The sequence below is a fragment of the Streptomyces poriticola genome, from assembly GCF_036689765.1.
GTDB classification, from domain to species: Bacteria; Actinomycetota; Actinomycetes; order Streptomycetales; family Streptomycetaceae; genus Streptomyces; species Streptomyces poriticola.
In genome coordinates this window covers 450,931-470,874 of record NZ_JBAGKH010000002.1, presented here as the reverse complement: position 1 = coordinate 470,874, position 19,944 = coordinate 450,931, and the positions used below count along the sequence as shown (strand labels likewise).

The window sequence follows — 19,944 nt, the reverse complement described above, 5'->3', positions numbered from 1 at the left end:
CCGGGGAGTAAAATCATGCACATCGAGTACGACCAGGAGAACGACACCGCGTACGTCTCCCTCGTCGCGCGCATCGCGGACGGAGCCGCCGTCCGGCAGGTCACCGTCGAGGCGCCGGGCGGCAAGGCGGATCTGAGCCTCGACTTCGACGCGTCGGGGCATCTGCTCGGCATCGAGGTCATCGGCGCCCGAGCCGCCCTCCCGGCCGAACTCCTCGGCAGGGACGAGCCCCGCGGCTAGCTTCGGCGCCGTGCGGCCGACCGGCAGGGGTCCCCGTCCGACGTGGCCGCCGCGGGCACGTGCCCCGTGACATCGCGGGGACGGACGGGGAACCCGGCGCGGACCAGGAACCCTCCGTCGGGGAGCGGGCCCGCGCCGAACGTGCCGCCGAGCAGCTGCGCCCGTTCCCACAGGCCGATCAGGCCGTGCCCGCCGTCAGGCAGCCCGAGGGAAGTGGCCCCCCGGTCGGCCGCGGCGTTGCGCACCTCGACGTGCAGCGTCCCGGCGTCGGACCACACGCGCACGTCGGCGTCGGCTCCGGGAGCATGCTTACGGATGTTGGTGAGCGCCTCCTGGACCGTGCGGTAGACGGCGCGTTCGACGGCCTCGTGCAGGCCCGCCGGTACGTCTCCGACATGGAGCCCGACCCGCAGGGCGCTGCCGTCGACCAGCGCGTGCAGGTCGGTCACGCGGGGCTGCGGGGCGAGTTCCCCGCCCGTGCCGTCTCCTGCCCGCAACACCCCTACCAGGTACTGGAGTTCGGTCAGCGTCGTGACCGACAGCTCGCGGATGAGTCCCGCGGTCTCCCGGAGCCCGGGCCCGTCCGGGTCGGTGACCTGGAGCGCCCCCGCCTGCAGGCTGATCAGGCTGACCTTGTGGGCGACGACGTCGTGCATCTCCCGTGCCAGCCGGGCCCGTTCGGTGGCCAGGGCGCGTTCCGTCAGCAGCCGGTGCTCGCGTTCCCGGCTCTCCGCCACCTCGCGCAGCCGGTCACGCCGCTGCCGGGTCGACCGGCCCAGGACGAAGGCCCCGGCGCCGAGCGCGCAGGAGTCGAGCAGGGCCAGCAGTGTCTCCTGGTCGAGGCGCAGCAGCAGCACCCCGTCGCCGGGCGGGTACGGGAGGAACTGCGCCAGCGCCACCAGGGCCGCGCCGACAGCTCCCCCGACCGCGCCCCGGCGTTCGGCGGCCAGGCAGTACAGGGCGATCAACGGCGCGAAGGCCAGATGGCCGAGGTAGAGTCCCGGGAGTCCGACGGCCAGAGCCACCTCGGGCAGGCGGTGGCGCAGTACGAGAGCGGCCGCGGCGGCGAGCGCGAGCCACAGTCCCGGCCCGGCGTCGGGGCTGTTGACGGCCAGTCCGTCCGCGGCGGCGACACCGACCGGGAGGGCGGCCGGACCGAGGCGCCGCAGTCGCCCGGTGACCGCGCTGTGGAGGGCGGCGGCCCGAGACCGCCCGGCGGACGCGGCAGGCTCCCGCCCCGGGCGCGGCGTCTGCCTCTGCCTCTGTGCCTGTGCCTGTGCCGTGACGTTCCCCCTCACCGCCGGGGCGCGGCGGCGACCGGGTCGAGTATCCCCGCGCGTTCGGCGACGACGGCCGCCTGGACCCGGTTGACACCGCCCAGCTTCGTCAGCAGCGCGCTGACGTGGTCCTTGACGGTGCCATGGGCCAGCTGCAGCCGCACGGCGATCTCCCGGTTGGACAAGCCCCGGCCGACCAGGGCGAGCACATGCCGTTCCCGCTCGGTCAGGGCCGCCACCAGCCGTGCCGCGTCATCCGCCGGGGCCGAGGCCAGATACCCCCCGATGACGGGGCCCGCGGCCTCGGGCGCGAGTACCCTGCCCCCGTCGGCAAGTACCCGCACCGCGTGCACCAGTTGCTCGGGCGAGGCGTTCTTCATCAGGAAACCCGCCGCCCCCGCGCGCAGGGCCCGGTCGACGTACTCACCCGCGTCGAACGTCGTCAGCATCGCGACCGCTGGTGGCGGAGCCATGGCGGCGAGGCGTGCCAGTACGGTCAGGCCGTCCACGTCGGGCATGCGGATGTCGAGCAGCACCACCTCGGGGCGGCACCTCTCGACCGTCGCGACCGCCTCCGCTCCCCCGCAGTCGGCCACGACGCCGACGTCCGTGGCGGAACCGAGGATCGCCCGCAGACCGGAACGGACCAGCGGCTCGTCGTCGACAACGACCACGCGAATCATGTGTGGCTCCCTTCCCCCGTGGCCTCACAGGCCACAAAGGGTACGACAACACACGCGAGCCAGAGCTTCGGCTCGAAGGGAGCGCTGCCCTCCTGGCTGTACATCCGCCGGAAGTCCGCGGGCAGGACTGTCTCGTCCACGCCCCGCCCGCGCTGCGGCACCGCCGGCGGGCCCACGGCCCGCGACCTGCCCGGCGGACGACGCAACTGCCCGCTCGGCTTCGGCGCGTACCTGCTCGGCCTGCCGACGCGCCACGCGGTCGGCGACGGCCAGTTCCTCCGGTTCATCACGGACCTCCTGAAGCTGCCGGCTCAGCTTCTACGCCCGCACCTCCAGCTCGGCCCGGCGAGCGGTTGGTCGTACCCGGCCGGTTCCTGTATGGCCATCGCCGCCCGGCGTCACTTATCCTGGTTGTTCGGTTACTTCAGGTGATGGCGAAGCGTCGCGGTGGCTCGCCGGCCGGGGATTGCGGGGACCCGCTGCGACAGTGCACACCCGTCCACTAACATGAGCGGGCGCTATCCAGGCACGGGGGGAAGCAGGGGGGCTGGGGCAGTGCATAAGGGGAAACCCTTGTGGCGCAGGAGCAGCGTGTGTGGCAACGAGAGCGAATGCGTGGAGGTCGCCGTGCGGGAGGGCCGAGTGCTGGCGCGTGACTCCAAGGCGCCCGCGCGTTCACCACTGGGCTTCACCGACTCCGCCTGGACTCGCTTCCTGCACGCCGTGGCTCAAGGAGAGTTGGACGGTCTGTGACGTTCTTATCCGGCCATCGGCAGGCGGTAGGGGGCCATATGAGTGCCGAGGCATCCGCGGTGCGGCGGTCCGCCGGAAGGCGCAGAGCGGTCGTCGTGGGTGGCGCCATCACCTTCACCGTGACCGTCGGGGCGGTCGCGACGCTCGCCGCCGCGGTCGCGTCCATGCTCGTGGACAGCGTGCTCGCCAAGCGGATCCTCTGGGTCACGGTGGCCGTGGTCGTGGCCGTCAGCGCCGGAGTGTGGCGCGCGGGGAACGGGGCTACGCCGTCCCCACCTGGTTCTGATCGCCCTCGGTACGACTCTCAGGCGGGGGCTGCGGATTAGGGGTGCCGCGCCGCCAGGCCGTCAGCTTGCGTTTCACCCACCAGCTCAGTCCGGCCAGTCCCGAGGCAGACAGGACGGTGCCGAGCGCCGTGCCGATCCTGGACCAGGGAAGCCTGAGGTCGCCGGCCGCATGGACGACGTACAGCGCGGCTGCGACGACGACGATGAGCGCCGCCAGGCCGAACGTGCCGAGCAGTGCCATGGTCTTGCGCTTGTCACTGGCGCGGGACCTCTCGATGGCTATGAGTAGTTCCGCCTGCTTCGGGTCCTGGATGGCCTGGGCCTTCAGCTCCTCGTCGTTCATGCCGGAGCTGAAGGCTATTCGCATCATTTCCACGAGAGCCTGAACTGTCGACCTGGAGACCACGTCGGTCCTCCCCCTGCCTCTGCCGGCCCTGAGTGCCGCGTGCTCTATCGGGCCTCGAGGTCCTGCCTCACGCGGTCCACCAGGTCGAGGGACTCGGTCTCGCCCAGCGCCCGATCCATGATCGTCTGGAAGCACTCCTGGTACCGGGCCAGCAGTTCCAGGTTCTCCCCGCCGGTCATGCTGCCGGCGGCGTGCTCCAGGTAGACGAGATCGTCGTCGTCGGTGAAGCGCAGGAGGACGAAGCTGCCCAGCGTGCTGTAGTGCGCCCCGGCCTCGAACGGCAGCACGCGGATGGTCACACCGTCCCGCCCGGCGAAGTCGAGGAGCCGGCGCAACTGGGCCGCGAACACGTCCGCGCCGCCGATCCGCCGTCGCACCGCCGCCTCGTCCAGGACGAAGGTGGGCGCCGGCCGGCCCGAACCGTCGAACATGCGCTGCTGGCGTTCCATCCTCAGGTCCACCACGCGCCGGATCCGATCGTCGGTCAGCCCGCGCTCGGCGAGCAGCGCCTCCGCGTAGGCGCGGGTCTGCAGATGGCCCGGGACGACGATGGGGTGGTAGGTGTCGACGGCGTCCGCGGCGCTCTCGTACCCGAGGTACTGGGCGAACTGCGGTGTGACGACGTCGTGGTAGCCCGACCACCAGCTCGGGCCCTTGCTGCCCCGGGCCGCCTCCACCAGCTCGTCCACCGTGGCGGGCTCGGTGACGTCGTACAACGCCAGCAGGGCGCGCAGGTCGCTGACGGACACGCTCACCGTCCCGGTCTCGACACGGATGAGCTTCGACTGCGACCACTCCACCTGCACGGCGGCCTCGCGCTGGCTGAGCCCGGCGCCCTCCCGGGCCTTGCGCAGGGCGAGGCGGAGCTTGCGCCGGTTGAGACTGGGATCTACGGGTGGTGTCATCGCCGCTCCTTCGAGCGTGCACGTACCCTGAAGGGGAGTAGCCATGCACGAACAGTTCCTGGCTTTTTGCTCCCACCATTATGCCTCTGGCTTTCTGCATAGAGCCAAAGCCGGGCCGGGGTCCCCGAGCAGTGCGGACACACGGGTCCGGGACGTCAAGAAGGCCCGCCCCGTGGCGGGGCGGGCCCTCCTGCGCGGGCGGTGTCCGGTCAGGCGAGCAGTTCGACCTCCGCGACCGTCGACTCGGCCGCGAAGACCAGCCGGTACTTCCCGTACGCCCCCGGCGACCTCACCGAGAACACCCGGGTCTGCCGGTCCCACGCGAAGGACTCGCCGGAGCGTTCGTCCAGGGTCCGCCACCTGCTCCCGTCCGCCGAGCCCTGGAGCTTCCAGCCCGTCGGGGCCTTCGTCCGGTCGGCCGACGACGTCAGCGTGTACTGGACCGCCTCGACGGCCTCGGTCACCGGCAGGTCGGCGGAGGTCACCGTCGCGTCCGTCGCCGAGGTGTCGTCGAAGAGGGCGCCGTCCCCCTCGACGGCGTCCCGGCGTGGCGTCGGCACCTCGTCGTCCTGGGTGATGGAGACCGGTGCCGCGTCCTCGCCGGTCCCCCACGACGACGGCCGGGGACCCATGTCGAACTCCAGGACCCCGCCCTTCGCGAGCAGCGAGTGGGGCAGCGCGGTCGACTTCCACCGCTTGCCGTCGACCTTCAGGCCCTGCACGTACACGTTCTCCGTGCTGTTGCGCGGCGCCTTCACCACCAGCCTGCGACCGTTCTCCAGCTGCACGGTCGCCTTGGTGAACAGCGGAGAGCCGATGGCGTACTCACCGCTGCCCATCACCAGCGGATAGAAGCCGAGCGCGGAGAACAGGAACCACGCCGACTGCTCGCCGTTGTCCTCGTCCCCGTGGTAGCCCTGCCCGATCGCGCTGCCGGTGTAGAGCCGGGCGAGCACCTCGCGGACGCTGCGCTGCGTCTTCCAGGGCTGCCCGGCCGCGTCGTACATGTACAGGGCGTGGTGGGCCACCTGGTTGGAGTGCCCGTACATGCCCATCCGCACGTCGCGCGCCTCGGTCATCTCGTGGATGACACCGCCGTAGGAGCCCTTGAACTCCGGCGAGGCCGTCTCCGGCGTGGACAGGTACGTGTCGAGCTTGTCGCCGAGGCCGCCCCGTCCGCCGTACAGGTTGGCCAGGCCCCGGCTGTCCTGCGGGGCGGTGAAGGCGTAGCCCCAGCCGTTGGTCTCGGTGTAGTCGTGGCCCCACACCCGTGGGTCGTACTTCTCCGACTCCACCCGCCAGTCGCCGGCCGTGTCCCTGCCCTGGAAGAAGCCGGCCTTCGCGTCGAAGAGGTTGACGTAGTCCTGGGCGCGGTCCAGGAAGTACGCCGACTCCTCCCGGTAGCGCTGCTCGCCCGTCTCCTCGTACAGCTTGCGGCCCATGCGCGCGATGCCGTAGTCGTTGAGGAAGCCCTCCAGCGCCCAGGACAGGCCCTCGTGCGTCTCGGTGCCGGTGTAGCCGAGGAACGGCGAGGTCTCCATGCCCTTGCGGCCCACGCCCGAGTGCGGGGGAACCACGGTGGCGTTCTTCAGCGCCGCCTCGTACGCCGCCTCCGCGTCGAAGTCCACGCCCTTGACGTACGCGTCCGCGAACGCCACGTCCGAGGAGGTGCCGGTCATCAGGTCCGCGTAGCCGGGGGAGGACCAGCGCGAGGTCCAGCCGCCGTCCTTGTAGTGCTGCACGAACCCGTCGACCAGCTCACCGGCCTTGGACGGGGTGAGGAGGGAGTAGGCCGGCCAGGTCGTCCGGTAGGTGTCCCAGAAGCCGTTGTTCACGTACACCTTGCCGTCGACGATCTTCGCGCCGGTGTGCGTCGGGGTGTCCGGCTTCTCCATCGGCGAGAACGGGGACGCGTACCGGAACTTCCCGTCGACCTTCTCGAAGCCCGAGTTGGGGTAGAGATACAGCCGGTAGAGACTGGAGTAGAGGGTGGTGAGCTGGTCCGGGGTCGCCCCCTCGACCTTCACCCGGCCCAGGATCCGGTCCCACTGCCGCTGGGCGTCCCGCTCGACCTTCTCGAAGGAGGCGCGCCGCGGGATCTCCTGGCGCAGATTCTCCCTCGCCTGGTCGACGCTGATCAGCGAGGTCGCCAGCCGCAGGGTCACGGTGCGGTCCCGGCCCGCGTCGAAGCGCAGATGGCCCGTCACCCCCTCCGTGGCGCCCCCGGTCACCCGGTCGTCGAACTCGCCGTACACGAAGAGCCGGGTCGCGCCGGTCGACAGCCCGGACTTGACGTCCGAGTAGCCGGTGACGATCCCGTTCTCCTGGTCCAGGGTCAGGCCCGCCCGGTCGGAGACATTGTCGAAGATCACGCTCGCGTCGTCGCCGGGAAAGCGGAAGCGGAGCATCGCCGCATGGTCGGTCGGCACCATCTCGGCCCGCACGCCGTTGTCGAACCGCACCCCGTAGTAGTACGGCCGCGCGGTCTCGTTCTCGTGCCGGAACGCCAGCTCGCGGGCCTGACGGCCGGTGTCCGGGGTGCCGGACGCGGCCGACGGCATCACCTGGAAGGTCTGCCGGTCACCCATCCACGGGCTCGGCTCATGGCTGGCGCTGAACGCCTGGATCGTCGGCCGGTTGTCCGCGTTGTTGCCGCGCGCGTACTCGTACAGCCAGCTCAGCGAGCCGGCGTTGGTCACCGGCGTCCAGAAGTTGAAGCCGTGCGGTACGGCCGTCGCGGGGAAGGTGTTGCCGCGCGAGAAGCTGCCGCTCGAGTTGGTGCCACGGGTGGTGAGCGCGTAGTCGGACAGGTGCGCCCTGGGCCGCTCGGGGCGGACCGTACCGAGCGCCACGTCGTCCAGCCAGCCGCGGAACTGCGCCGGTCCCGCGGGGGAGTCGTACGCCACCAGGATCCGGTCGACCGTCTTTCCCGCCGCGACCGACCCGATGCGGGACCTCACGTCGTTCCACTGGTTGACGTACAGCACCTTGGCCGCGCCCTGCCCGCGGGGCGTCAGCGCGAACCCGTGCTGGTCCCGGGCGCCCAGGTCGCTGAGGTGGGTGCCGTCGGTGAAGGCGAGGTCGACGGAGACGTTGGTGGCGTCGTAGTCGAGGTCCTCGTTGGCCATGGACGGGAACACCCGGTACGACAGCTCGGTGTGCCGCCCGACGCGGACGTCGACGTCGAAGACCTTGTTGTACGAGAAGGCCCGCCCGTCGGCCGTGTGCCGCCCCGCGTAGCGCAGCGCCCGGGTGCCGGTGAAGCCCGCGCGGGCCTTGGCGGTGGGCGAGCCGCCGGGGCCGCTGTCCACCAGCGAGAGCATGTCGGGCGGCACCGGCCCGTCGCTCTCGCCGGTGGACAGCTGGACGTCGGCGAGCTGCAGGATCGACCCGCCCTGGTTGGCGGTGAACTCCAGCCGGAAGTGCCGGTACCCGGCCGCCCGGTGCAGTGCGTAGACCTTCGTCTCGAAGCGCTCGGCGAACGACTGGCCCGAGCGGCTGTCCAGGGCCGTCCACTGCTCGCCGTCGGCCGACCCCTTCAGGACCCAGTCCGCCGGGTCCCGCTCGGCGTGGTCGTTGGCCGACGTCAGGGCGTACTCGGCCACCCGCACCGGTGCGTCCAGGTCGAACTCGACCCAGCCGGTGGACTCGAAGGTGAGCCACTTGGTGCCGGGCTCGCCGTCGACGAGGTTCTCCTTGACCTCTCCGGCGCCGGTGTTCTCGCCGCTGGCCCGGACGCCGGTGACACGGTCGGTGACATTGCCGGGGATGCCGGTGGTGTAGCCGCCGTCGACGCCCGAGGCCCGCTTGCGGCCGTCCGGGCCGGTGTCGACGGTGCTGAGCCAGTCCGGGGCCGGATCGTCCGACTCGAACGAGGAGGCGAACTCCCGGTCGGCGGCGGCGGCCGGTGCCCGCGGCAGGGCGACCGCCGCCCCCTGCGAGCCCACCGCCAGGGCGAAGGCGGTGGTCAGCACGACCGCCGGACCCCATCTGTGCCGAGTTCTGCGCTGCATCTGCCAGGACCCTCCCTGTACGCCGGACAACGTTGTCAGATTCAGTGCGCAGGGTCCAGTAGTGGTCCAAGTGCGCAGTGGTGTCAAGGGTGTTGTCCGCGGCATCCGGATGGCGTGTCCGGGACTTTCCGGAAAGAGGGGTACCGGCCATGCGTATTTCCGCCAGGTCTCAACTCGGAAAAGACGCACGGCCAACCTTGCATTCGATCTTGCTCCGTCGACGGGAAGTGGACTATACCTGTCGGCCACCGGGGTACCGGGGTGAACCGCGAGGGGGAACCACCAGAGCACCCGAACAGCACCACTGCACTTCCTGCACGACCCAGCTTGACCCGATCGCGGTGCCGGTGAGGATCCGGTTCACCGCCTGAGTCCTGGAGAAGGCGAGGACTTGAGCATGGGATCCACTTCCGCCGAGAACACCACCGGCGAGAATGACACCACCACCGGCGTCGGCCGCCGCTCGCTGATCAAGAGGTCCGCGGCGCTGGGCCTGATCTCCGTCCCCACGATGAGCTTCCTGTCTGCCTGCGCCAGCGGCGGCGGCAGTGAGAACGACGACAAGCCCGAGGCGGGCAAGAGGACCGCGGAGAACCCGCTCGGCGTGAACGACAGCGCCGAGATGGAATTCGTCCTCTTCGACGGCGGTTTCGGCAAGGAGTACGCCGAGGACGCGGTGAAGGTGTACGAGGAGAAGTTCCCCAACGCGACGGTGGAGTTCTCCGCCACCCAGAAGATCCAGTCCACCCTCCAGCCGCGGTTCAACCAGGGCACCCCGCCGGACCTCATCGACAACTCCGGCGCCGAGCAGATGGATATGGGCGTCCTCGTCGGCAAGAACCAGCTCACCGACCTCACCCCGCTGCTGGACGCCCCGTCCTACGACGACCCGGACACGAAGGTCCGCGACACGCTGCGGCCCGGCATCGTGGAGATGGGCCAGTTCGACGGCGAGAAGGTCTGGATCCTCTACTACGCCTACACCGTCTACGGCGTCTGGTACTCGCAGAAGGCCCTCGACTCCCTCGACGCCGAATACCCGCAGACCTGGGACGAGATGCTCGCGGTCTGCGAGAAGGCCAAGAAGAAGGGTATGGCCGGCTGGACCTACGCCGGCAAGTACCCGTACTACATCCCCTTCTCGCTCTACCCGATGATCGGCAAGGTCGGCGGCACCGAGGTCCTCGACGCCATCGACAACCTGGAGCCGAACGCCTGGAAGCACCCTGCGGTCAAGGCCTGCTTCGAGGCCTACTACGAGCTCCAGCAGAAGGGCTACGTCCTCAAGGGCACCCCGGGTCTGGACCACATCCAGTCGCAGACCGCGTGGGCCCAGGGCGACGCCCTGTTCATCCCCAACGGCTCCTGGGTGGAGAACGAGTCCGCCAAGGTCATCCCGGCCGACTTCGGTCTGGCCGTGTCGGCCCCGACCGGACTGGACTCCTCCGACAAGATGCCCTTCGGCACCATCTGGGCCTCCGGCGGCGAGCCGTTCATCGTCCCGGCCAAGGCCGGCAACGGCCTCGGCGGCATGGAGCAGCTGCGCATCATGCTCAGCGAGTCCTCCTCGAAGAACTTCACCAGCAAGGTCAAGTCGCTGACGGCCTACAACGGCGGCACCGACGGCATCGAGCTGACCCCGGGCCTGAAGTCCGGTGTGGCGGCACTGGAGCTGGCCGGCGACAACGTGCTGAACCCGCGCCTGCAGGACTGGTACGTGCAGCTGCAGAAGGAGAAGATCGGCGTGGGCTGCCTCGGCGAGATGATGGCCGGCCGGCTCACCCCGGCGGAGACCATCAAGAAGATCCAGGGCTTCGCCGACGAGGCGGCCAAGGACTCGTCGATCAAGCACTACAAGCACCAGTGAGGACGTCCGTACCGGGCCTGCCCGGCGCAGCCGCGCCGGGCAGGCCCTCGGCGGCGCCCGCGCACAGATCGGGGTCGTAGGCACATGCAGCACGGCAAGTACCGGTTCATCGTGGGGTTCCTGGCGGTTCCCCTCGGGGTGTACACGCTCTTCGTCGTCTGGCCGTTCGTCCAGTCCATCTACTACTCGTTCACCGACTGGACCGGCCTGAGCCCCGACTTCACGATGGTCGGCTTCGACAACTACGCGCGGATGCTCGACGACGACATCTTCTGGAAGTCGTTGTGGCACAGCGTGCTGTTCGCGCTGCTGGTGCCGCTGGTGACGCTCGGCCTCGCGCTGTTCCTGTCCTTCATGATCAATGTGGGCGGGCGGCACCGCCGGGGCGGCCCGGTGGTCACCGGGGTCCGCGGCTCCGGGCTCTACAAGATCGTCTACTTCTTCCCGCAGGTGCTCTCCATCGCGATCGTCGCCCTGCTGTTCGCGTTCGCGTACAACCCGGACAGCGGCGCGATCAACTCCCTGCTGCGCGGGATCGGGCTGGACGGCGTCCAGCCGGTGTGGCTCGGCGACCCCGACCTGGCGCTGTGGTGTGTGATGGCGGTGCTGGTGTGGTCCACGGTCGGCTTCTTCGTGGTCCTCTTCTCCGCCGGTATGGCCTCCATACCGGCCGAGCTCTACGAGGCCGCGCTGCTGGACGGGGCCAGCCGCTTCACCACGTTCTTCCGGGTCACCCTGCCGCTGCTGTGGGACACCGTGCAGTCCGGCTGGGTCTATATGGGCATCCTCGCGCTCGGCGCCGAGTCGTTCGCGGTCGTGCACATCATGACCACCGGGCCCGGCGGGCCCGACTACTCGACCACCGTCATGGTCCTGTACGTGTACCAGAAGGCGTTCCGTGACGGTCAGGCCGCCTATGCCACCACGATCGGCGTCGCCCTGCTGGTGGTCACGCTGGCCTTCGCGGCCCTCGTGATGCGGCTGGGCCGGCGCGAGCGGCTGGAGTACTGATCATCCATGAAGACGACCGAGACCTCCGCTGACGTCCCGGCCCAGGCCGGCTCCGGCGTCACCAAGACCGCCGCCCCGGCCGGCGGGACCCCGAGGGCGGCAAAGGAAGGCACCGTCCTCAACGTCTTCTCCCACGGGATCCTGGTCATCTGGGCGATCATGGTGACCCTCCCGCTGCTCTGGGCGGTGATGACGTCCTTCAAGGACGACGCCTCGATCTTCCGCTCGCCCTGGTCGCTGCCGGAGAAGCTGCACTTCGACAACTGGTCGCGGGCCTGGACCCAGGCCCATATGAGCGAGTACTTCCTCAACACGATCCTGGTGGTGGGCGGCTCGCTCGTGGGCACCCTGGTGCTGGGCTCGATGGCCGCCTACGTGCTGGCCCGGTTCGACTTCCCGGGCAACCGGTTCATCTACTACCTGTTCATCGGCGGCATGAGCTTCCCGATCATGCTTGCCCTGGTCCCGCTGTTCTACGTGGTGAACAACATGGGACTGCTGAACACCATCCACGGGCTGATCCTGGTCTACATCGCCTACTCGCTGCCCTTCACGGTGTTCTTTCTCACCGCGTTCTTCCGGACGCTGCCCACCTCGGTGGCCGAGGCCGCGTTCGTCGACGGGGCCTCGCACACCCGGACCTTCTTCCAGATCATGCTCCCGATGGCCAAGCCGGGGCTGATCAGCGTCGGGATCTTCAATTTCCTGGGGCAGTGGAACCAGTACATGCTGCCGACGGTGCTCAACACCGACCCCGACAAGCGGGTCCTCACCCAGGGCCTGGTGGAGCTGGCGGTCAGCCAGGGCTACAAGGGCGACTGGTCGGGACTCTTCGCCGGCCTGGTGATGGCGATGCTGCCGGTGCTTGCGGCGTACATCGTCTTCCAGCGGCAGGTCGTCGCCGGGCTCACGGCGGGCGCACTGAAGTAGCCGCCCCGCGCCGGCCGGCCAGCCCGGCACCCCTCTCGTATGCCGTCCCCGCAGCACCGGGGGCGGCATATGCATGCGTGTGCGGGGCACCCGGATACGGTTCAACCTCTTGACGGGAGGCGACCCGAACGGCTCAGCTTAGAGTTCACTAGTTGGACATACACGGGGCCTCACCGAAGCGGCCCCGTACGCATGGAGGTCGTCGTGGAGACTCCGGGGTCGCAGTCGTCCCTGCACCGAGCCAACCTGGAGCGGGTCGTACGGGCCGTCCGGCTGGCCGGGTCCCTCACGCAGGCGGAGATCGCGAGGACCACGGGACTGTCCGCCGCGACGGTCTCCAACATCGTCCGGGAACTGAAGGAGAGCGGAACCGTCGAGGTCACGCCCACTTCGGCGGGCGGCCGGCGGGCGCGCAGCGTCTCGCTCAGCGGGGACGCCGGGATCGTGATCGGCGTCGACTTCGGGCACACGCACCTGCGGGTCGCGGTCGGCAACCTCGCCCACCAGGTGCTGGCCGAGGAGGCCGAGCCGCTGGACGTCGACGCCTCCTCCACCCAGGGCTTCGCCCGGGCGGAACGGCTGGTCGACCGGCTGATCACGGCGACCGGGGTGGACCGCGCCAAGGTCGCCGGGGTGGGGCTCGGCGTGCCCGGTCCGATCGACGTGGAGTCCGGGACGCTGGGCTCGACCGCCATCCTGCCCGGCTGGGGCGGCACCAAGCCCGCCGAGGAGCTGCGCGAGCGGCTCGGCGTGCCGGTGCACGTGGACAACGACGCCAACCTCGGCGCCCTGGGCGAGCTGGTCTGGGGCAGCGGCCGGGGGGTGCGGGACCTGGCGTACATCAAGGTCGCCAGCGGTGTGGGCGCGGGGCTGGTGATCAACGGCATGATCTACCGGGGCCCGGGCGGCACCGCGGGGGAGATCGGCCACATCACCCTGGACGAGTCCGGCCCGGTCTGCCGCTGCGGCAACCGCGGCTGCCTGGAGACCTTCGCCGCCGCCAGGTACGTGCTGCCGCTGCTCCAGCCCAGCCACGGCACCGATCTCACGATGGAGGGCGTGGTGCGGCTGGCCAGGGACGGCGACCCGGGCTGCCGCCGCGTGGTCGCCGACGTCGGCCGGTACATCGGCAGCGGCGTCGCCAACCTCTGCAACCTGCTCAACCCCAGCCGGGTGGTGCTCGGCGGTGATCTCGCCGAGGCCGGAGAGCTGGTCCTGGGGCCCATCCGGGAGTCCGTGAGCCGCTACGCCATCCCCAGCGCAGGCCGCCAACTCTCCGTTCTCCCCGGGGCACTCGGGGGCCGTGCCGAGGTGCTCGGCGCGCTCGCCCTGGCACTCAGCGAGATGGGCGATTCGACCCTTCTGGACGGAACTGCGTCCGGGGCACTGCCGGCCGCTGCCCCCGCCTTCACTTAGAGAACGGATGGCACCGTTGCCATCTCGTTAAGGATTTACTTCTTGACGTCGCACGTGTGGCCGAGTTGACTTCCAGCCACCTCGGCCGCAACGACGCGGCCTCGTCAGGGAGGTTTCTGAATGAACACGCGTATGCGTCGTGCCGCCGTTGCCGTAGCCGCCACCGCGATGGCCGTCTCGCTCGCCGCCTGTGGCAGCGCCAAGGAGGCCGACGGAGGCAGCGACAAGTCCTCGGACGCCGCCGCCAAGAAGGGCGACGACATCAAGGTCGGTCTCCTGCTCCCGGAGAACCAGACCGCCCGCTACGAGAAGTTCGACCGGCCGCTGATCGAGAAGAAGATCAAGGAGCTGACGAACAACAAGGGCGAGGTCGTCTACGCCAACGCCAAGCAGGACGCCACGGTCCAGAACCAGCAGGTCGAGACCATGATCAGCAACAAGGTGGACGTGCTGATCCTCGACGCGGTGGACGCCAAGGCGATCGCCAACTCGGTGAAGAAGGCCAAGGACGCCGGCATCCCGGTCGTCGCCTACGACCGCCTGGCCGAGGGCCCGATCGACGCCTACACCTCGTTCGACAACGAGCAGGTCGGCAAGGTCCAGGGCGAGGCGCTGCTCGCGGCGCTGGGCGACAAGGCCGAGGACGGGCAGATCGTCATGATGAACGGGTCGATCACCGACCCGAACGCCGCCCTGTTCAAGAAGGGCGCCCACTCCGTCCTCGACGGCAAGGTGAACATCGGCAAGGAGTACGACACCAAGGAGTGGAAGCCGGAGAACGCCAACAAGAACATGGAGGGCGCCATCTCCGCCCTCGGCAAGGACAAGATCGTCGGCGTCTACTCCGCCAACGACGGCATGGCCGGCGGCATCATCACCGCCCTGAAGGCCGGCGGCTTCTCCACCCTCCCGCCGGTGACCGGCCAGGACGCCGAACTCGCCGGTGTGCAGCGCATCGTCGCCGGTGAGCAGTACATGAGCGTCTACAAGCCGTACGCCCCCGAGGCCGAGGCCGCCGCGAAGATGGCCGTCGCGCTGGCCCACGGCGAGGCGCTCGACTCCGTCGCCAAGGACTCGGTCGACAGCCCCACCACCAAGGGCGTCCCCTCGGTCCTCGTCCCGGTCGTCTCGCTGACCCAGGACAACATCAACGACACCGTCATCAAGGACGGCGTCTACACCGTCGAGGAGATCTGCACCGCCAAGTTCAAGGCGGCCTGCGACAAGCTCGGCCTCAAGTAAGCGGTCCCACGGTCCCGTAGGAGCCCGCAAGGCCCCACGGGACGACCGCCCCCTGCTCCTCCGGCGCCCCGCTCATACCAGCCCCGCAAGCTAGGCGGGGCGCCGGACGGAACCCCCCAACTCTTCTGCACTACCTTCCGCCGGGTCAGGCGGCGAAGGAGATGGTTCACGTGTCCGCTACGCCCGTGCTGGCGTTGCGCGGGGTCTCCAAGCGATTCGGTGCCGTCCAGGCGCTCACCGACGTAGAGCTTGAGGTCCACGCCGGTGAAGTGGTCGCCCTGGTCGGCGACAACGGAGCCGGAAAGTCCACGCTGGTCAAGACGATCGCCGGCGTGCATCCCATCGATGAGGGCGTCATCGAATGGGAGGGCAATGCCGTATCGATCAACAAGCCGCACGACGCCCAGGACCTGGGCATCGCGACCGTCTACCAGGACCTCGCGCTGTGCGACAACATCGACGTCGTCGGCAACCTGTTCCTGGGCCGGGAACTGCGCCGCCGCGGCATACTCGACGAGGTCGAGATGGAGCGCCGCTCGCGCGAGCTGCTCGACACCCTCTCGATCCGCATCCCCAGCGTCCGCATCCCGATCGCCTCGCTCTCCGGCGGTCAGCGCCAGACCGTGGCCATCGCCCGCTCCATGCTCGGCGAGCCCCAGCTGGTCATCCTCGACGAGCCCACCGCCGCCCTCGGTGTGGAGCAGACCGCACAGGTCCTCGACCTGGTCGAGCGGCTGCGCGAACGCGGCCACGCCGTCATCCTCATCAGCCACAACATGGCCGATGTGAAGGCGGTCGCGGACAAGGTCGCCGTGCTGCGCCTCGGCCGCAACAACGGCGTCTTCGAGGTCAAGTCGACCTCGCAGGAAGAGATCATCTCCGCCATCACCGGTGCCACGGAGAACGCCGTGACCCGCCGTGCGGCGCGCACCAACGGGGAGGCTCAGAAGTGAGCATCGACAAGACCTCCGCCCCGGCCGACGAGCACGTCGTGGAGAACCCGGAGGCCGCCCGCGGCTCCGACACCGCCGTCGATCCCCGGCTGCTCGTCCGTGAGCAGGGCATCACCGGCTATCTGAACGAGTTCAAGCGCAAGGTCCGCGGCGGCGACCTGGGGTCCATCCCGGTCGTCATCGGCCTGGTCGTCATCTGCGTGGTCTTCCAGAGCCTGAACTCGGCGTTCCTGTCCGCGGAGAACCTCAACAACATCGCCGTCGCCATGGTCGCGACCGGCATGATGTCCGTCGGCATCATCTTCGTGCTGCTGCTCGGCGAGATCGACCTGTCGGTCGGCTCGGTCAGCGGTGTCTCCGGCGCGCTGTTCGCCGTGCTCGCCGTCACCAACGGCGTCAACGAGTGGCTCGCCCTGGTGGTCGCGATCGCCGGCGGTGCCGTGATCGGCGGCCTGCACGGCTTCTTCTTCGCGCGGATCGGTGCCCCGGCCTTCGCCGTCACCCTGGCCGGACTGCTGTTCTGGAACGGCTTCATGCTCCAGCTGCTGGGCCAGAACGGCACCATCAACCTGGACAGCGAGGGCGTGGTCGGCAAGCTGACCACCTACTACTTCTCCGACGTCGCCGCCGCCTACGGCCTGGCCACGCTCGCCGTCGCGGGCTACTTCCTCTCCGCCTTCCTGGACAGCCGCCGCCGGGAGGCCGCCGGTGTGCCGTCCCGCCCGCTGAGCGACATCCTGGTGCGGACCGGTCTGCTGGCCGTCATCGCCTACTCCGCAGCGGTCATGTTCAACCAGTACAAGGGCCTGCCCCTGGCCCTGCTGCTGTTCCTGGTCGTCCTGGTGGGCATGGACTTCGTGGTGCGCCGCACCCCCTACGGCCGCAAGGTGTTCGCGCTCGGCGGCAGCGTCGAGGCCTCCCGCCGCGCCGGCATCAACGTGGTCGCGGTCCGGGTCTCGGTGTTCGCCCTCGCGGGCCTGTTCGCCGCCGTCGGCGGACTCTTCTGGGCCTCCAAGATCGCCGCCGCCAACCAGAGCGCCGGCTCCGGCGACCTCCTGATGAACGTGATCGCGGCGGCCGTCATCGGCGGCACCAGCCTCTTCGGCGGCCGCGGCCGGATCTGGAACGCCCTGCTCGGTGTCATGGTGATCACCTCCATCCAGTACGGCCTGGCGCTGCAGGGCACCGGCGCGCCGGTCCAGTACATGATCACCGGTGGGGTGCTGCTGGCGACGGTCGTCATCGACTCGGTCACCCGCAAGACCCAGCGGACCGCCGGCCGCGCGTAACGCGGCCGACGGCCCTCCCGGAACCTGTGCCCGGCACCAACGGCGGTGCCGGGCACAGCCGCGTCGTCCCCCGTGTCGTACGCGTGTCCGTGTCGTAGAACGGGCCGTGGCTGGGTACAGCCGATCGCGTGACGTATGACGCACCGCCCGGCGGTGTTCCGCCGCGGCGGAACATTAGACTCGACAAGCCCGGCAACAGCTCGAACAGCTCTACTGCAAGGAGGCACGGGTGCCGCTGCTGACCCGCATCACGGGACCGCGCGATCTGGACCGGCTCAGCCCGGAGGAGCTCGGGGAGCTGGCCCAGGAGATCCGGACCTTCCTGGTCGACGCCGTCTCCAAGACCGGCGGCCACCTCGGCCCCAACCTCGGGGTGGTCGAGCTCACCCTCGCCCTGCACCGGGTCTTCGACTCGCCGAAGGACAAGGTGCTCTGGGACACCGGCCACCAGTCCTACGTGCACAAGCTGCTCACCGGCCGCCAGGACTTCTCCCGGCTGAAGATGAAGGGCGGCCTGTCCGGCTACCCCGCCCAGGCCGAGTCCGAGCACGACGTCATCGAGAACAGCCACGCCTCCACCGTCCTGGGCTGGGCCGACGGCATCGCCAAGGCCAACCAGCTGCGCAAGCGCGACGACCACGTCGTCGCGGTGATCGGCGACGGTGCCCTCACCGGCGGCATGGCCTGGGAGGCACTGAACAACATCGCCGACGGCGACCGTCCGCTGGTCATCGTCGTCAACGACAACGAGCGCTCCTACGCCCCCACCATCGGCGGCCTCGCCAACCACCTGGCGACCCTGCGCACCACCGACGGCTACGAGCGCTTCCTGGCCCGCACCAAGGAGGTCCTGGAGCGCACCCCGGTCGTCGGCCGCCCGCTCTACGACACCCTGCACGGCGCCAAGAAGGGCCTGAAGGACTTCATCGCCCCGCAGGGCATGTTCGAGGACCTCGGCCTGAAGTACGTCGGCCCCATCGACGGCCACGACATCGAGGCCCTGGAGTCGGCGCTGACCCGTGCCAAGCGCTTCGGCGGACCGGTCATCGTGCACTGCCTCACCGAGAAGGGCCGCGGCTACCAGCCCGCCCTCGCGGACGAGGCGGACCGCTTCCACGCCGTCGGCAAGATCCACCCCGACACCGGGCTGCCCATCGCCTCCTCCGGTGCCGACTGGACCAGCGTCTTCGGCGAGGAGATGGTGAAGCTCGGTGAGGAGCGCGAGGACATCGTCGCCATCACCGCCGCGATGCTCCAGCCGGTCGGCCTGGACCGGTTCGCCAAACGGTTCCCCGAACGGGTGTACGACGTCGGCATCGCCGAGCAGCACGGCGCCGTCTCCGCGGCGGGCCTCGCCCACGGCGGGGTGCACCCCGTCTTCGCCGTCTACGCGACCTTCCTCAACCGCGCCTTCGACCAGGTGCTGATGGACGTCGCCCTGCACAAGTGCGGCGTCACCTTCGTGCTGGACCGGGCCGGCGTCACCGGCACCGACGGTGCCTCGCACAACGGCATGTGGGACATGTCCATCCTCCAGGTCGTCCCCGGCCTCCGCCTCGCCGCACCGCGCGACGCCGACCAGGTCCGCGCCCAGCTCCGCGAGGCCGTCGCCGTCGACGACGCTCCGACCGTCGTCCGCTTCTCCAAGGGCGCCGTCGGCCCCGCCGTCCCGGCCGTCGGCCGCGTCGGCGGCATGGACGTGCTGCGCGAGCCGGGCACCGACTCCCCGGACGTGCTGCTCGTCTCCGTCGGCGCCCTCGCGCCGATGTGCCTGGAGGTCGCCGAGCTGCTGAACAAGCAGGGCATCTCCACCACCGTCGTCGACCCGCGCTGGGTCAAGCCGGTCGACGAGGCGATGGCCCCGCTCGCCGAGCGCCACCGCGTGGTCGTCACCGTCGAGGACAACTCCCGCGTCGGCGGCGTCGGCTCCGCCGTCGCCCAGGCCCTGCGGGACGCGGGCGTCGACGTCCCGCTGCGGGACTTCGGCATCCCGCCGCGCTTCCTCGACCACGCCTCCCGCGCCGAGGTCCTGGCGGAGATCGGGCTCACCGCGCCCGACATCGCCCGCCAGGTCACCGGCCTGGTCGCCAGGCTCGACGGCCGGTACGAGCGGACGGCCGCCGACGTGGACGCGGTGGAGCCCGCCCGCGACTGATCCACCGCCGACGGGCCGGCCCGCCACCGCGACCGGCGGCGGGCCGGCCCGTGCGCGTGACGTCAGCGCGATCGGCGGCGGGGCCGGCCGCTACGGGGCGTGACTGAGGCCGGTGATCGGGTCGGCGTGAGCGTGTGACGTCTCCGCGGTCGGAGTCGGAATCGGCCTGTACGTGGGGTTGTGCTGCGGTTGGCCGAGGGTCTGTGCGTGTGGCGTCACTGTGGTCGGTGGCGGGACCGGTCTGTGCGTGTGGCATCCACTGTGGTCGGTGGCGGGTCCGGTCCGTGTGTGCGGTCCGTGGCCGTACGGGCCTGCGTGCGCCGGTCGGTGACGGACCGGTCCGGTGCGCGCGGGCGGTGACGGGACCGGCCTCGCGTCCGCCTTCCTCGTCCGGCCTGGCGCCCGCCTTCCCCGTCCGGCGCCGGAACGCTCCGCCCGGGTGAGCCACCCGACCCGCTCCGCCTCCGCCCCGTATGTCCCCTCCGGCCGGGGCCGCCCGCGCCGATAGCGTGCGCCC

At 70.2% G+C, this 19,944-nt stretch carries 16 protein-coding genes; 11 read left to right on the top strand and 5 right to left on the bottom strand.

Features of this window, described 5'->3' with window-relative positions:
- Nucleotides 1-15: 15 nt before the first annotated feature.
- Nucleotides 16-240 carry a DUF2283 domain-containing protein gene (locus V5O46_RS04765; RefSeq protein WP_332883123.1) on the top strand — a complete coding sequence of 75 codons (225 nt, stop codon included), beginning with the start codon at nt 16-18 and terminating at the stop codon, nt 238-240.
- On the opposite strand, the gene V5O46_RS04760 is transcribed toward V5O46_RS04765, so the two are convergent.
- Both V5O46_RS04760 and V5O46_RS04755 read right to left on the bottom strand, forming a co-directional pair.
- Complete coding sequence (locus V5O46_RS04760) at nt 237-1,538, bottom strand: sensor histidine kinase (protein WP_332883122.1); 1,302 nt, start codon at nt 1,536-1,538, stop codon at nt 237-239. The two genes, V5O46_RS04765 and V5O46_RS04760, sit on opposite strands and share 4 nt — an antisense overlap.
- Nucleotides 1,535-2,200 (bottom strand): response regulator transcription factor, encoded by a 666-nt coding sequence (locus tag V5O46_RS04755; RefSeq protein WP_332883121.1) that lies wholly within the window; start codon nt 2,198-2,200, stop codon nt 1,535-1,537. The genes V5O46_RS04760 and V5O46_RS04755 overlap by 4 nt, the downstream gene beginning before the upstream one ends.
- 18 nt (nt 2,201-2,218) lie before the next feature.
- On the opposite strand from V5O46_RS04755, the gene V5O46_RS04750 reads away from it, so the two are divergent.
- Complete coding sequence (locus V5O46_RS04750) at nt 2,219-2,632, top strand: hypothetical protein (RefSeq protein ID WP_332883120.1); 414 nt, start codon at nt 2,219-2,221, stop codon at nt 2,630-2,632.
- A gap of 75 nt (nt 2,633-2,707) precedes the next feature.
- Nucleotides 2,708-2,953 carry a DUF397 domain-containing protein gene (locus V5O46_RS04745; RefSeq protein WP_332883119.1) on the top strand — a complete coding sequence of 82 codons (246 nt, stop codon included), beginning with the start codon at nt 2,708-2,710 and terminating at the stop codon, nt 2,951-2,953.
- Nucleotides 2,954-3,214: 261 nt separating this feature from the next.
- Here V5O46_RS04745 and V5O46_RS04740 read toward each other — a convergent pair whose 3' ends face one another.
- The 3 genes from V5O46_RS04740 to V5O46_RS04730 all read right to left on the bottom strand — a co-directional run bounded on the left by V5O46_RS04740 (nt 3,215) and on the right by V5O46_RS04730 (nt 8,564).
- On the bottom strand, nt 3,215-3,610 hold the full coding sequence (locus V5O46_RS04740) for a hypothetical protein (protein ID WP_332883211.1): 396 nt from the start codon (nt 3,608-3,610) through the stop codon (nt 3,215-3,217).
- An 80-nt stretch (nt 3,611-3,690) separates the two neighbouring features.
- Nucleotides 3,691-4,551, bottom strand: coding sequence for a helix-turn-helix domain-containing protein (locus tag V5O46_RS04735; RefSeq protein ID WP_332883118.1), 861 nt, complete (start codon nt 4,549-4,551; stop codon nt 3,691-3,693).
- Between the two features lie 209 nt (nt 4,552-4,760).
- Nucleotides 4,761-8,564, bottom strand: a complete 3,804-nt coding sequence (locus V5O46_RS04730; protein ID WP_332883117.1) for a GH92 family glycosyl hydrolase — start codon at nt 8,562-8,564, stop codon at nt 4,761-4,763.
- 397 nt (nt 8,565-8,961) lie between these two features.
- Here V5O46_RS04730 and ngcE point away from each other — a divergent pair, with 397 nt between their 5' ends.
- The 8 genes from ngcE to dxs all read left to right on the top strand — a co-directional run bounded on the left by ngcE (nt 8,962) and on the right by dxs (nt 19,427).
- Nucleotides 8,962-10,431, top strand: a complete 1,470-nt coding sequence (ngcE, locus tag V5O46_RS04725; protein WP_332883116.1) for an N-acetylglucosamine/diacetylchitobiose ABC transporter substrate-binding protein — start codon at nt 8,962-8,964, stop codon at nt 10,429-10,431.
- A gap of 84 nt (nt 10,432-10,515) precedes the next feature.
- A complete protein-coding gene (locus tag V5O46_RS04720; protein ID WP_332883115.1) occupies nt 10,516-11,442 on the top strand; it encodes a carbohydrate ABC transporter permease in 927 nt (308 codons plus the stop codon).
- Between the two features lie 6 nt (nt 11,443-11,448).
- Entirely contained in the window at nt 11,449-12,372 is a 924-nt protein-coding gene (locus tag V5O46_RS04715; protein ID WP_332883114.1) for a carbohydrate ABC transporter permease, read from the top strand.
- Between the two features lie 204 nt (nt 12,373-12,576).
- Nucleotides 12,577-13,788, top strand: a complete 1,212-nt coding sequence (locus tag V5O46_RS04710) for an ROK family transcriptional regulator (RefSeq protein WP_332883113.1) — start codon at nt 12,577-12,579, stop codon at nt 13,786-13,788.
- Between the two features lie 120 nt (nt 13,789-13,908).
- Complete coding sequence (locus V5O46_RS04705; RefSeq protein ID WP_332883112.1) at nt 13,909-15,030, top strand: substrate-binding domain-containing protein; 1,122 nt, start codon at nt 13,909-13,911, stop codon at nt 15,028-15,030.
- A gap of 161 nt (nt 15,031-15,191) precedes the next feature.
- Nucleotides 15,192-15,983 carry an ATP-binding cassette domain-containing protein gene (locus V5O46_RS04700; RefSeq protein ID WP_332883111.1) on the top strand — a complete coding sequence of 264 codons (792 nt, stop codon included), beginning with the start codon at nt 15,192-15,194 and terminating at the stop codon, nt 15,981-15,983.
- A complete protein-coding gene (locus V5O46_RS04695; protein ID WP_332883110.1) occupies nt 15,980-17,272 on the top strand; it encodes a sugar ABC transporter permease in 1,293 nt (430 codons plus the stop codon). Before V5O46_RS04700 ends, V5O46_RS04695 begins: the two co-directional genes overlap by 4 nt.
- 229 nt (nt 17,273-17,501) lie before the next feature.
- Entirely contained in the window at nt 17,502-19,427 is a 1,926-nt protein-coding gene (gene dxs, locus V5O46_RS04690; protein WP_332883109.1) for a 1-deoxy-D-xylulose-5-phosphate synthase, read from the top strand.
- Nucleotides 19,428-19,944: the final 517 nt, after the last annotated feature.